Annotated in this window: 11 protein-coding genes; 4 read left to right on the forward strand and 7 right to left on the reverse strand. The window is 39.0% G+C overall.

The window, feature by feature from the left end:
• Positions 1-34 precede the first annotated feature (34 nt).
• Positions 35-1156, reverse strand: a complete 1122-nt coding sequence (locus E5N72_RS11860; protein WP_135924915.1) for a sterol desaturase family protein — start codon at positions 1154-1156, stop codon at positions 35-37.
• A gap of 414 nt (positions 1157-1570) precedes the next feature.
• On the opposite strand from E5N72_RS11860, the gene E5N72_RS11865 reads away from it, so the two are divergent.
• Together E5N72_RS11865 and E5N72_RS11870 are read left to right on the forward strand one after the other, a co-directional pair.
• Complete coding sequence (locus E5N72_RS11865; RefSeq protein ID WP_135924917.1) at positions 1571-2080, forward strand: type VI secretion system amidase effector protein Tae4; 510 nt, start codon at positions 1571-1573, stop codon at positions 2078-2080.
• Between the two features lie 368 nt (positions 2081-2448).
• Positions 2449-2637 carry a hypothetical protein gene (locus E5N72_RS11870; RefSeq protein ID WP_135924920.1) on the forward strand — a complete coding sequence of 63 codons (189 nt, stop codon included), beginning with the start codon at positions 2449-2451 and terminating at the stop codon, positions 2635-2637.
• A 261-nt stretch (positions 2638-2898) separates the two neighbouring features.
• Here the strand turns inward: E5N72_RS11870 and gap are convergent, their stop codons facing one another.
• From gap to glk, 5 genes are all read right to left on the reverse strand, one after another.
• Positions 2899-3903: a type I glyceraldehyde-3-phosphate dehydrogenase gene (gap, locus tag E5N72_RS11875; RefSeq protein ID WP_135924922.1), complete on the reverse strand. Its 1005-nt coding sequence runs from the start codon at positions 3901-3903 to the stop codon at positions 2899-2901.
• Between the two features lie 18 nt (positions 3904-3921).
• Positions 3922-4542 carry a bifunctional 4-hydroxy-2-oxoglutarate aldolase/2-dehydro-3-deoxy-phosphogluconate aldolase gene (locus E5N72_RS11880; RefSeq protein ID WP_063705675.1) on the reverse strand — a complete coding sequence of 207 codons (621 nt, stop codon included), beginning with the start codon at positions 4540-4542 and terminating at the stop codon, positions 3922-3924.
• Positions 4543-4576: 34 nt separating this feature from the next.
• A complete protein-coding gene (gene edd, locus E5N72_RS11885) occupies positions 4577-6427 on the reverse strand; it encodes a phosphogluconate dehydratase (RefSeq protein WP_135924924.1) in 1851 nt (616 codons plus the stop codon).
• A gap of 430 nt (positions 6428-6857) precedes the next feature.
• A complete protein-coding gene (locus E5N72_RS11890) occupies positions 6858-7871 on the reverse strand; it encodes a LacI family DNA-binding transcriptional regulator (RefSeq protein WP_135924926.1) in 1014 nt (337 codons plus the stop codon).
• Positions 7872-7893: 22 nt separating this feature from the next.
• Positions 7894-8892 carry a glucokinase gene (gene glk, locus E5N72_RS11895; protein ID WP_135924929.1) on the reverse strand — a complete coding sequence of 333 codons (999 nt, stop codon included), beginning with the start codon at positions 8890-8892 and terminating at the stop codon, positions 7894-7896.
• Between the two features lie 413 nt (positions 8893-9305).
• Between glk and E5N72_RS11900 the strand changes: the two genes are divergently transcribed.
• Complete coding sequence (locus E5N72_RS11900) at positions 9306-10325, forward strand: LacI family DNA-binding transcriptional regulator (RefSeq protein WP_135924931.1); 1020 nt, start codon at positions 9306-9308, stop codon at positions 10323-10325.
• A 193-nt stretch (positions 10326-10518) separates the two neighbouring features.
• Entirely contained in the window at positions 10519-12705 is a 2187-nt protein-coding gene (locus E5N72_RS11905) for an OsmC domain/YcaO domain-containing protein (protein ID WP_135924933.1), read from the forward strand.
• Between the two features lie 44 nt (positions 12706-12749).
• Here the strand turns inward: E5N72_RS11905 and E5N72_RS11910 are convergent, their stop codons facing one another.
• Positions 12750-13676: a hypothetical protein gene (locus E5N72_RS11910; RefSeq protein WP_135924935.1), complete on the reverse strand. Its 927-nt coding sequence runs from the start codon at positions 13674-13676 to the stop codon at positions 12750-12752.
• Positions 13677-13709 lie beyond the last annotated feature (33 nt).

The following is a 13709-nucleotide window of genomic DNA, read 5'->3' on the forward strand; positions in this document are numbered from 1 at the left end:
AGGGTCATTATAAAAATAAAGCCTCAGTGAGGCTTTATTTTTGCTTTTTAAACGGAAACACCTGCTGCTTTAACATACCTTCGGGCATGTAATCGCCGACTACACCATATTTGTCGGGCCACTCTGCTTGGCCTTTGACAGCAGTGCCAAATAGATAATCTAAAAAAGAAAAATGCGCAGCATAGTTACGGTCAATGGCCGCTTTATCAGATGAATGATGCCAATGATGAAACTGAGGCGTAACCAGCAAATACTTTAACCATCCAAATCTCACACGAACATTGGCGTGGTTAAATACTGCCTGAAAGCCAACAATTATTACATATAGGCTAATAACATCCGATGGAAAGCCGAGCACAAAAATAGGCGTGAGCACTAAGCTGCGCGTCACGAGTATTTCTAAAATATGCTGACGAGAGCCTGCCAGCCAATCCATCTCTTTTGCACTATGATGCACGGCATGAAAACGCCAAAGCAGAGGCACTTCGTGATAAGCCCTATGCACAAAATATTGCATTAAATCGGCTACTAAAATGATTAGAAATAGCTGCAGTAAAAATGGCAGTTGAATAATAAAGCCTTGCACTGTATCAGACACAGCCCAGCCAAATGCGTGATGCACGAACTGATTGGTTGCCAGCAACACAAAACCAATAATTAAGTGATTAACAAAGAAATGATTTAAATCACCCTGCCACTCAGAACGGAGGATTTTTTGCTCTTTACGGTGCGGCAGTAGCTTCTCAATTAGAATAAAAATCAGGGTTGAACCAAGTAAGTCAAGAATGAACCAATCAAGCCCCAAGTACGGCGTATTATCTTTAAAGTCGCCCACCTCAACATTAGGCCCGCCAAATGCAATCGCAAGCAAGATCAACACCCAAGCCGTTGCACCGAGCCGTTTATTAGTATTACGAACAAAGTTCAACAACCCTAAACTGCCTGAAATAATCAATGCCACAAACATCAACTGGCGTAAAAACTCGACACTGTAGTTTTGCCTGAGCTCTGGGGTCGTTAAATACTCAGGAAAATGAAAAGCTAGTACCCCTAAACAGGATAAAACCGCTAAGAAGCAAGCAATATAGCCGCTGATATTGCCTTCACCCACTTGAAACTGCTCAGCCCTAAATAGCCGATGATAAAGACGTGTCATGATATAAAATCCATTTATCAATTTTTTTTGCAGCATAACACAGAAGAATTTAGGAAAAAATATTGTAATGTAAGACATTATAAAGCAGCGTGAATGTTTGCTAACAAGTATCGATAGAATCAAATGTAAGTAGCCAACTAAAATACAAAAGAATCCTTATTGACTTTAAATGAGGAACAAACTAGCCTGCACAAGTAAATTATTTTTAAAGGAATAAAAATGTCTACTTTCTCAATAAATAACCTACCATACGATTTACCAAACAATTCTGCTGATTAACTTAGAGTTTTAGCAGCAATTATTGAAGTACCATACTCGATAGTAATTAATTACAAAAAATGAACTTTAGTCGATTTTGTTCAAAACCTTTGAAGATACTTACAATCAAGACCATCTCTATTATAAGGATATAAAATGTTACAATTTAAAGATTTATGGGAAAACTTTCCTGAAAAAGAACTGATCAGAGCAAGATGTCAAAATAAGCAAACTAATAGCTCTTCCCCATTTGGAAACTATTGCGCTATTAACTTAAGTGACGCATTAATTAAATCTGGCGTATCAACTGCAGGAGCTAAAGTTAAGAAATGCTGGGGACACGCTGGCATGAAACATATTCTTTTAGCAGAAGAAATGGCCAGTTGGCTTAAAACTTCAAACTTTAGTTGGTTAGGTGATCTACAAAAAATTAATCCAAAAACTTTCCAAGATGACCTAGATGGTAAAACTGGAATTATATTTTTTAAAGATTATTGGCAACGAGGCAGTGAGTCTGTTACTAACCGTAGTGGAGACCACATCGATCTTTGGAATGAAGATCAAATTACTAGTGGTGGTATGCTGACAAGATCAATATATGAATTCTTTGGTGTAGTATCAGATCTTAACAACAGCAAAGATATTTGGTTTTGGGAGATTAAATAACTATGTCAAAGGCTAAGTCATATCTTTTGAATATAAGTCTTATTTTAGTTAGCGCATTCGCGAACTTCATGTTGTTTTTAGAAGCTTATAAGAAACTCTCTATTCCATTTATGAATGAAGAACAAAGAGTGGAGAATGCCCCTTTGCTTTTTATTTATGTACTTCCTTCATTTATATTTATTTCTTTTATAGTAACTTTTCTACATAAAAAATTACTCAAAACACAGAAATGCAGGGAATAAAAATACAGAAGACTAAATTTAAATAATACTTATCCAAAACATGATGGGTGTTATCTTATTATTAATCTTATATATGAAGAAAAATGCCTACTTTGATTCTTAAATAGCGATTTAGCAATGAAATACATGAGTAGATTAGCAGCTGGGGTATTTTTGATTGAGGTGATTGCCATTTTAGGATGGCTACACTCTTCCACTGACATGCTGCAAAATATTACTTTCTTCTCAACAGGAGTAATAATTATTATTTACTTAAACTATTTGTCCTACTTGCTAAAAAAGCAACGAGCGTCGGATAATGATAAAAATAATTAACTTAACAATCTATTTTATAATTTTTTTAGCCATTACATATCACTGGCTCTCATCACCTTTGGATACTAGGCAATCTATGTTTTATTCCATTGTTACCGTCTTTCCCCTTTTAGCATTTAACATTATTTTTAAAATTTACAGAAAAATCAAATAGCTTAGTATTTACATCAATCCATATTATGGAAGTAACTAAGCACTAAAACCAAAAAAGCCACGATAAACGTGGCTTTGTTGGATAAAGCTTAAACTTTTACTGTTCTATTATAAGAACTGACCTAGCGCTTTAACTTGGTCTAACATGCGGTTTGAGAAACCCCACTCGTTATCGTACCAAGCCATTACTTTAACAAGCTTACCATCTACTTTAGTTTGTGTAGAATCGAAGATTGAAGACGCTGGGTTGTGGTTAAAGTCGATAGAAACAAGCGGTAGTTCGTTGTATTCTAGAATACCTTGCATTGCACCTTCTGATGCAGCTTTAACGACTTCGTTGATTTCTGCTGCAGTTGTTTCACGCTTTGCAACGAACGTTAAGTCTACTAAAGAAACGTTGATTGTTGGCACACGTACTGCCATGCCGTCAAGTTTACCCGCAAGTTCAGGAAGCACTAAGCCAACCGCTTTAGCTGCACCTGTTTTAGTTGGGATCATTGACTGAGTTGCGCTACGTGCACGGTATAAGTCAGGGTGATAAACGTCAGATAAGTTTTGATCGTTTGTGTAAGCATGAATGGTTGTCATGCTACCTTGCTCGATACCTACTGTGTCGTTGATTGCTTTTGCAATCGGTGCTAAACAGTTTGTTGTACACGATGCGTTTGAAATGATGTTGCTGTCAGCGTTTAAAACTTCGCTGTTAACACCATGAACAACCGTTGCATCCATATCAGTACCAGGTGCAGAAACGATTACTTTTTTAGCACCGGCTTCAATGTGTTTTGCAGCTGCTTCACGTGAAGTGAATAAACCCGTACATTCTAATACGATATCGACGTTTAATTCCTTCCAAGGAAGGTTTGCAGGATCACGCTCTTGCGTAAGAGTAATTTCATCATTACCAATTAGCATGGTGTTTTCAGCAAGTGTTACTTTTTGAGAAAATTGACCGTGTACTGAGTCAAATTGAGTTAAATGCGCGTTAACATTTGCTGGTGCTAAATCATTGATAGCAACAATTTTGATTTCGTTGTTTTGAGCTGACTCATAAAGAGCACGTAATACGTTACGACCGATACGTCCATAGCCATTAATTGCAACATTAATCATTCTAATATCTCCCGTTAATTATTTTACTTCACTTGCTTGGCGAGCAAGCGCTTCAATGGCTTGCCAGTCTTTGTTTTCAATAAGTTGTTTATCTAACATCCAAGTACCACCTACGCAGATTACGTTTTTAAGTGCTAGGTAGTTAGGTGCTGTTTCAAGGCTAATGCCGCCAGTTGGGCAGAAAGTCACTTGCGGTAAAGGGCCACCAATTGATTTAAGCATTGCTGTACCACCTGCCGCTTCTGCAGGGAAGAACTTTAAGAACTTAAAGCCTTGGCTTGCTAATTTCATTACTTCACTTGGTGTTGCTGCACCTGGTAAAAATGGAATATCAGACTCTTTAGCCAGTGCTAATAATTCGTCGTTTACACCTGGGCTAACCATAAAATCAGCACCAGCTTCTACAGATGCATTAAATGTCGCTTTATCAATAACAGTGCCTGTGCCAACGTATGCTTCAGGTACAGCTTCTTTCATAAGCTTTACTGCTTCTGCCGCAATCGGCGTTCGCAAAGTAATTTCTAATGCTTTTAAGCCACCGTTATAAAGCGCACGTGCAAGGGGTGCTGCATCTTCAAGTTTTTCGATAACAACAACCGGTACCACAGGTGCCGATGATAAAATTTTCTCAATGCTCATTGTATGTTCCTCATAGCCCAGTAACGGCGTATTATTATTCTAAACCGAAGGCGCTAGCGCCAAGGTCTGCACTACTTACTATATTTCTGAAACCTGCGAATAATTCTCGGCCTGTACCATATGTTTGGCTTGGTTGGCTAAGTTGTAATTCACGTTTTGCTAATTCTTCATCGCTTACGTGTACTTTTAATACACCCGCTGGTGCATCAAGTGTCACTAAATCACCTTCGTGAATTTTTGCGATTACACCACCTTCAACAGCTTCAGGTGCTAAGTGGATTGCTGCAGGAACTTTACCTGATGCGCCCGACATACGACCATCTGTCACAATCGCTACTTTGTAGCCTTGATCTTGGAGTGTTGCCATTACTGGCGTTAATTTATGAAGCTCAGGCATGCCTTTCGCTTTCGGACCTTGCTCTTTAATTACAGCAATAAAGTCGGTGTTTAATTCACCACGGCTATACGCTTCTTGTAACTCGCCTTGTGAGCTAAATACTTTAGCTGGCGCTGAAACAACCTGATGCGACTCAGCCACTGCAGATACTTTAATAACTGCTTTACCAAGGTTACCTGTAAGAAGCTGTAACCCCCCCTGCTTGCTAAACGGATTATCAATCGGACGCAATACTTCTTCGTCGTGTGATTTTTCTGGACACGCTACCCATTTAACTTTGCTTGGGCCTGTGCTGTTAGTCATGATCACTGATGAATCTTTATCTAACATTGGCTCTGTGGTGTAAGCTTCAAGGCCATCACCAACAATCGTTTTCACGTCGTTGTGTAGGTAACCTTTGCTAAGTAGTTGCTTCATTAGGAAGCCCATACCACCAGCAGCTTGGAAGTGGTTCACATCTGCTGAACCATTCGGGTAGATGCGCGTAAGAAGTGGCACAACTTCAGATAAGTCAGCCATGTCTTTCCACGTAAGGATCACACCCGCTGCTTTAGCGATTGCTACTAGGTGGATTGCGTGGTTTGTTGAACCGCCTGTTGATAACAAGCCGACTAAACCATTAATAATTGTTTTTTCACTCACTACGTCTGCAAGGCAGTTAGCATCTTTTGTTTCGATTAACTGCTTTAACATGGTTTCTACAGCATGACCTGTTAAACCATCACGTAGTTCTGTGTATGGGTTAATGAAAGAGCTACCAGGTAAATGTAGACCCATGATTTCCATTAACATTTGATTCGAGTTTGCAGTACCGTAGAAAGTACAAGTACCGGCACTGTGATACGACGCACTTTCTGCTTCTAACAGCTCTTCGCGACTTACTAGGCCTTGTGCAAATTTTTGACGTACGCGGGCTTTTTCTTTATTCGGGATACCCGATTGCATTGGACCTGCTGGTAAGAAATACGTTGGTAAATGACCAAATGATAAGGCACCAATTAAAAGTCCTGGGACAATCTTGTCACATACACCTAAACAGAAAACACCGTCAAACACGTCGTGCGATAAAGAAACCGCAGTCGACATTGCAATCACATCACGTGAAAACAATGACAGTTCCATACCATCACGGCCTTGTGTTACACCGTCACACATTGCAGGTACACCACCAGCAACTTGTGCTGTTGCATCGTACTTGGTTGCAAGGCTTTTGATGATTTCTGGATAATCTTTGTAAGGTACATGCGCAGAAAGCATGTCGTTATAAGCGTTGATGATAGCTAGGTTTGGTTGCTCGTCAGCTTTTAAACGAGCTTTGTCATCGCTGCTACAAGCAGCCATAACGTGTGCAATATTACCACAGCCTAAACCTGCACGAACTCTTGTTTGTTTTTTTGCGTGCGCGATTCGCTTTAAATAAGCTTGGCGGGTCTCTTTACTACGTTCAATAACGCGGTCGGTGACTTCTTGGATACGAGGATGCAACATAAAATTCGACTCATCTCTATAGTTAGAGGATAAAGGCTCAGTAACAATTACAGACTCCACGAATATAACTGTACTGAGCATCTTTGATTTACCCGTTCAAAGGTACGCTATCAGGCTGTCTCTCACAACCAACCTGACACCGGTGTCACTGTATTAACTCATGACTGTGACACCGGTGTCAACCCTATCTGTTAAATTTAGTTTAATTTTTTTAAATGACCAAATAATGAACAATTTAATTTTAGTAGAATATGAGGATATTTCATGTTTATATCTACTTATAACGACTTAGATAAAGCTTACACATTGCCAAACTTATTACTTATAAACAGTAACTTAAATTAAAATCCGTTCTTTTCTAGCTTCAAAATAAAAAAGCCCGAGAACGCGTCACTCATTCTCGGGCTACTGTGAAAAAATATGATGAAATTTATTTAATTGCTGCTGTTGATTCGCGAGTAATTAGCTTTGCTTCAAGTGTCACTTGATAAGGTGACTCTTGTGGTTCACTAATATGTGTAATTAATTGCTTGACTGCTTGTTGTGTCATTTCTTCAACTGGCTGTGCGATGGTGGTTAAGCCTGGCCAAATATGACGGGCAATAGGTGCGTTATCAAAACCTGCAATAGAAATATCGTCTGGCACTTTCAATTGCATTTGCGTAGCTAACTTTAATACCGCTGCTGCCATGTAGTCATTTGAAGCAAAGACTGCCGTTGGCCTAGGATTTAAATCTAAAATAGTACGGGCACTATCAACACCAGAGTGATAACTAAAGTTACCTTCTTCGACTAAACGCTCATCAAATTCAATGCCGTTTGAGGCAAGTGCACGGCGGTAGCCTTTAAAACGTTGTTCTGTAGCACTATGATCTGGGTGACCTTTAATAAACGCAATTTCTTTGTGACCAAGCTTAATAAGATGCTCAGTTATTTCAAAAGCGCCCTGCTCGTCATTACTTCGTACAGAAATAGAATCATCTTCAAGGGTGGCTGAGGCTACACGAGCATACGGGATCTTTTTCGACTTTAAAAAACTCACTAATTGAGGAAAGTCCGAAAAAGGTGGAGTTAAAACGATACCATCTAAACGAGAGGTTTGAATTAACTGCTCAATGTTACTAATTAACTCTTCGCCACGTAACTCACAAGGATGGATCAATAAGTTGTAATTAAGTTCATGACACGCCGCTAAAGCACCTGTTTGCACGCGGGTAATGTAACTTTTACTTGGGTTGTCGTATAAGCAACCAATTATGAAACTGCGATTTTGTGCTAAACCACGGGCAATAGGATTAGGCGTGTAATCTAACTCTTTAAATACTTTTAGTACCTTTTCGCGCGTTGCATCACTCACGTTTGGCTCATTATTCAGCACGCGAGAGACTGTTTTCTTAGAAACACCAGCATGGCTGGCAACACTGTTGATGGTAACTTTTTTCATCCGCTCTTAATCCAACTGCAAATTACGCGTTACTGTTTACATGTAAACACGCAGCAGCACCAATGAATGGAATGTTGTCTTGTGTTACTAGTGTAACAGGGATCTGTGAAGTATATTGCGACATAATACCTTTGTCTGCAAAACGCTCAATAAATCGACTCGATAATAGACGTTGTTGCATGCGTGGTAAAATACCACCACCAATAAATACACCACCTAATGCACCAAATGTAAGAGCTAAATCGCCGGCTACGCTGCCAATCCAATCACAAAACTGATTTAATGTCGCATCACACACTTCGCATTGACCTGTAGTGGCTAATTCACTAATTTGCGCTGCATCTAAATTTTTAGCTTCAACACCTTTTACCGCAGCCATAGCACGATACAAATGCGCAATACCTGGGCCTGAGAACACTGTCTCTACTGACACATGATTTAATTGTTTTTTAAGCTCAGTGATTAAAAGGCGGTCTAACTCTGTTACTGCGGCAAGGGTAATATGACCCGCTTCGCAGCTAAGTACTGCGCTGCCTTGAGAGGTACGCACTAAGCACGCTGCACCAAAACCAGTGCCTGGGCCCATTACTGCAATATTTGCATTTTCATCTGCTTGACCTGCCTTAACGGCCATATTTTGCGAATCGTCTAAATATGGTGCTGCATAAGCAAATGCGGCAAAGTCGTTGATAACTTCAAGTTGCTCAAATGAAAACTCAGCTTTTAAATCTGCAACGTTAAAGTGCCAGCCAAGGTTTGTTAAGTGTACTTGGCCTGCTTTTATAGGGCCCGCTACCGCTAAACATGCACGCTTAGGCTTTGGAAACGATATTTGACTGAAATACTGATTAATTGCACTTTCTAAAGAACCAAAATCAGCACTTGGGAATGTTAAATTATGCTTTATAACAAACTGATTTGTTTGCGTATTAAAGTCTGTGATTAAAGCGAAACGAGCGTTAGTGCCGCCGATATCGGCAACAAGAATAGGAGCGAATTCTGTAGTTGTCTGTGTGTTCATGTTGTTTTCTCTATTTGTCTAAGCTATTGCCGCTTATTTTTCTAGTTTTCAATGGCAAAGCCACTGTGTCTGCTAAACTTTGGGTCGTTGCCTCAAAGAAGCTATCTTTTGTATTAAAAAAATGCTGCCCAAATGAATGGGCAGCCAAATACGTTTTGACAACAAAATGATAAAACAGTGACATTATGACACCGGTGTCAGATTCGAATCAATAAAAATTTTCATTATTTGTGAATGCATACGTATTTTATTAAAAAACTCACGCCTTAAGTGCTAAAAATCAACAAAATGCACAGAAATAACACCTATTAGCTCTGAGTTTTGCTTGTAATTAACCACTCGTCACAAATAGCTTGAAAAAAATATTAAATAGCCGAAAATGGCAATTACTACTTATGTTATTTGGTAACAATATGAAAGGTAAGGCGACATCTTTTGACATTGCACATTATGCGGGTGTGTCACAGTCAACCGTGTCTCGCGCATTAAGAAACAGCCCTTTGGTCAACGAAGAAACGCGTAGACGTGTTCATGAGGTAGCAAAACAGCTCAACTATAAAGTTGATAAAAATGCCAGTAACCTAAGAACACAACAAAGTAGCACCCTCGCCCTTTTGTTATTTGAAGATCCAACCTCAGATGAATCACAAATAAACCCTTTCTTTTTAGCGATGCTTGGTAGTATTACCAGAGCGTGTGCGAAAGAAGGCTATGACTTGCTTGTTTCGTTTCAATCAAGCAGCTCAGATTGGCAAGCTGATTATGAAGATAGTCACCGTGCCGATGGCTTAATCTTATTGGGTTATGGGGATTACCTCGATTATCAACCCAAATTTAAAACCTTAATTGACCAACACACTAAGTTTGTCTGCTGGGGCGCAAGCGTCGATAACCGCCCTGACTTAACAGTGAGCTGTGATAATTATGGTGGTGGTAAGTTAGCGGCAGAGCATTTATTAGCTACAGGTAGAACAGATTGTGCTTTTATTGGTGATGCCTCTGAGCATAGCCCTGAGTTTTTTGCCCGTTACCAAGGCTTTAAAGATGCATTTTTAGCTAAAGGTGTGACCCTTAACGAACGTAAAATGGCTAATGCCATTTCTACAGAAGAGTCAGGCTATCATGCTACTCGATCATTGATTGCCAATAATATTCGTTTTAACTCTTTATTTGCAGCCAGTGACCTTATTGCTATTGGTGCTATTCGCGCCCTGAAAGAAGCAAAAATAAAAGTTCCTGACGATGTTCACGTTGTCGGTTTTGATAACATTGCTGTTGCCAGCTTTGTTAATCCGCCTCTTACTACTGTTCAGCAAGACACCACTCTTGCGGGGCAAATGTTAGTTGATAATCTACTTAAGCTTATTCGTGGTGAACAAGTAGAAAATACGCTTTTACCGCCTCGTTTAATTATTCGCGGTTCGAGTGTTTAACCCTTAGCGATAACGCCACAGTTATCGCTATCTGCTCTGCAAACTAGGCTTTTATTTATTAAAATCGCTTTTTTTTCGATTTACCCAAGACTATTACTTCGAAAAAGCAGATAATTACACCTATTATGATGAAAATGCTTATCTGGCTGTATAAAGCTTCAGATAGCAATGCGCACAAAGGTGGAATTTTTTAATGGAAATTAAAGTTAATTTTCTCGACAACCTCAGACTTGAAGCCAAGTTTGATGATTTCTCTGTCATTGCAGACCAACCTATTCGCTATAAGGGTGATGGCACTGCACCAAGTCCATTCGATTATTTCTTAGCGTCTTCTGCATTGTGTGCGGCTTACTTTATTAAAGTGTATTGTAATTCACGCGATATCCCGACTGATGGTATTCGTGTGGCGCAAAACAATATCGTTGACCCAGAAGACCGCTATAACCAAATTTTCCAAATTCAGGTTGAATTACCTGAAAGCTTATCTGAAAAAGACCGCACGGGTATTTTACGTTCTGTTGAACGTTGTACGGTAAAACGTGTTATTCAAACTGGGCCAGAGTTTAAAATCGATACTGTGGAAAGTATCGAAGCTGACGCACAAGCAATGCTGATGGCAAAACCAGGTGATGACAGCAACACGTTTATTTTAGGTAAAGATTTACCGCTTGAAGAAACCATCGCAAATATGACGGCCATCCTTGAAGAATTAGGGATGAAAATCGAGATCTCTTCTTGGCGTAATATTGTGCCTAATGTATGGTCACTACATATTCGTGATGCAGCCTCACCTATTTGTTTTACTAATGGTAAAGGTGCAACTAAAGAAAGCGCGTTATGCTCAGCATTGGGTGAATTTATTGAGCGCTTAAACTGTAACTTCTTCTATAACGATCAGTTCTTAGGTGAAGACATTGCTAATAGCGAGTTTGTTCATTATCCAAATGAAAAGTGGTTTGCTCTGACTGACGATGACTCTCTACCAGAGGGAATTCTAGATGACTATACCCGTGAAATTTATAATCCAGATGGTGAGCTATGTGGCTCACACCTAATTGATACGAACTCTGGCAATAAAGAACGTGGTATCTGTTCTATTCCTTATGTACGCCACTCTGACGGTGAAACGGTTTACTTCCCATCAAACCTAATCGAAAACTTATTCTTAAGTAATGGTATGAGCGCAGGTAACAACTTTGCCGAAGCAAAAGTACAATGTTTATCTGAAATTTTTGAACGTGCTGTTAAGCGCCAGATCATTGAGCAAGAAATTGTTTTACCAGACGTACCTCAAGAGGTTTTAAACAAATACCCAGGGATTGTTGCAGGTATTAATGGCCTTGAAGAACAAGGCTTTCCAGTTGTAGTAAAAGATGCCTCACTAGGCGGTCAGTTCCCTGTCATGTGCGTAACACTCATGAACCCTAAAACTGGCGGTGTATTTGCCTCTTTTGGTGCACACCCAAGCTTTGAAGTTGCGTTAGAGCGCAGCTTAACTGAGCTATTACAAGGCAGAAGCTTCGAAGGTTTAAACGATGTGCCTAAGCCAACATTTAATAGCATGGCTGTGTCTGAGCCAGAAAACTTTGTAGAACACTTTATTGACTCAACTGGCGTGATTTCATGGCGCTTCTTCAGTGCTAAACACGATTATGAGTTTGTTGAGTGGGATTTCTCTGGCAGCAATGAAGAAGAAACAGCGAGCTTATTCGGTATTTTAGAAAGCTTAGGTAAAGAAGCTTACATTGCTGAGTTCTCAGATCTTGGTACTGCATGTCGTATTTTGGTGCCTGATTACTCAGAAGTGTATCCAGTAGAAGACTTAATCTGGGACAATACCAATAAAGCACTTAATTTCCGCGAAGATATCTTAAATCTGCACCGTTTATCAGAAGATCAACTTGCTGATTTAGTTGAGCGCTTAGAACAAAGTGAACTTGATAACTACATTGATATCATCACCTTAATCGGCATTGAGTTTGATGAAAACACAGTGTGGGGTCAGTTAACGATTCTTGAGCTTAAACTACTTATTTACTTAGCTCTTGGTGATTTAGAGGCAGCAATGGAGCTTGTTGAAGCTTTCTTACAATATAACGACAATACTATTGTAGAACGTGGTCTATTCTACCAAGCAATGCACGCAACATTAGAAGTTGCTCTTAGTGATGACCTTGAAATTGAAGATTACATCCACAGCTTTACCCGTATGTTTGGCCAAGAAACAATGGATGCCGTGGTTGGCTCAATCAACGGCGATGTGATGTTTTATGGTCTAACAGAGACCAGCATGAAGCTTGAGGGATTAGATAGACACCTTCGTTTAATCGAAAGCTATAAAAAACTACATACTGCTCGCGCTAAAAAAGCCGGGTTATAAAATCCATTCCCCCCTCAAATTCACACTTTGAGGGGGGAAGAATACTATCTACATTTAATTTTTTTTGAGTACATCATTTTCTTTAGATACATTAAATCTCTCGCAGCCCCCCGAAATTCTTTTAATAATGACATACTATATTTAATTTCAAATGTAGACTCGGGGATAAAGGCATAGTTTATGCTGGATAGATTTTTACTTTCTATTGCCCTTCTCAATTCTTCATTATTTACTTTTTCGTCACCAAATAACGACCTGATGATAACATTTTCTTTTGGTACAGAATCACGTACTTTTTGTAGGTTAAATCTTTTTTTATGACTTTTTATTTTTTCATTCAGTTTTATTGAGCTAGTATTTTTATCTTGGAATGAAATTTTCAATACTCTTCGGTAATTATTATTTTTATTCGGGCTAGCTCTGTGAAATGCAGTTCTATTAAATAAAAAAGAATGTCCTCTTTTACCTGTTATACTGTAAAATTTTGAGCTCTTAAACAATCTAGGAAGATAACCTAACTTTTTTGTGCAAACTTCAAATGCACCATCATTGGCACCTACATCAGTTAGATATACAAAAAGGCTTATATGCTGAATACCTCCCTTTTCAAAATCATGAATACAGTCTATGTCTCTATGCCAACCGTCTAAAAAGTTGTCCCCTGCTATATGTGATTTTTGAGACTTACCATCAATTTCATATGAATGACAATGATAAAGAATTGGATTGGGCATTAGCTTATAAATTAATGATATTAAGCTTGGGTTAAAAACATCGTAAAGAACCCCTAAATTAAGCATATCTAAAGCATCTACATAGCGTCTAGATTGATTCTGCTGTAAGAATAATTGATCAAATTTAGTATTCAAATACTCTGTGGTTTCATCTGAATAGATTGGTTCAATTGCGACAAAAGAATTTTTAGTAAGCTTTTCAGCTAATGTTGATTTAACTGTAAACTTACTAAGCATATCTATACATTCCAAAAATCAAACAGACAAGAA

The sequence above is a fragment of the Pseudoalteromonas sp. MEBiC 03607 genome (genome assembly GCF_004792295.1).
Classification (GTDB): Bacteria; Pseudomonadota; Gammaproteobacteria; order Enterobacterales; family Alteromonadaceae; genus Pseudoalteromonas; species Pseudoalteromonas lipolytica_C.

Bases quoted from the DNA above. Each gene is read 5' to 3' on its own strand.
- E5N72_RS11860 (WP_135924915.1), bottom strand. From the start codon at position 1,156: ATGACACGTCTTTATCATCGGCTATTTAGGGCTGAGCAGTTTCAAGTG.
- E5N72_RS11865 (WP_135924917.1), top strand. From the start codon at position 1,571: ATGTTACAATTTAAAGATTTATGGGAAAACTTTCCTGAAAAAGAACTG.
- E5N72_RS11870 (WP_135924920.1), top strand. From the start codon at position 2,449: ATGAGTAGATTAGCAGCTGGGGTATTTTTGATTGAGGTGATTGCCATT.
- gap (WP_135924922.1), bottom strand. From the start codon at position 3,903: ATGATTAATGTTGCAATTAATGGCTATGGACGTATCGGTCGTAACGTA.
- E5N72_RS11880 (WP_063705675.1), bottom strand. From the start codon at position 4,542: ATGAGCATTGAGAAAATTTTATCATCGGCACCTGTGGTACCGGTTGTT.
- edd (WP_135924924.1), bottom strand. From the start codon at position 6,427: ATGTTGCATCCTCGTATCCAAGAAGTCACCGACCGCGTTATTGAACGT.
- E5N72_RS11890 (WP_135924926.1), bottom strand. From the start codon at position 7,871: ATGAAAAAAGTTACCATCAACAGTGTTGCCAGCCATGCTGGTGTTTCT.
- glk (WP_135924929.1), bottom strand. From the start codon at position 8,892: ATGAACACACAGACAACTACAGAATTCGCTCCTATTCTTGTTGCCGAT.
- E5N72_RS11900 (WP_135924931.1), top strand. From the start codon at position 9,306: ATGAAAGGTAAGGCGACATCTTTTGACATTGCACATTATGCGGGTGTG.
- E5N72_RS11905 (WP_135924933.1), top strand. From the start codon at position 10,519: ATGGAAATTAAAGTTAATTTTCTCGACAACCTCAGACTTGAAGCCAAG.
- E5N72_RS11910 (WP_135924935.1), bottom strand. From the start codon at position 13,676: ATGCTTAGTAAGTTTACAGTTAAATCAACATTAGCTGAAAAGCTTACT.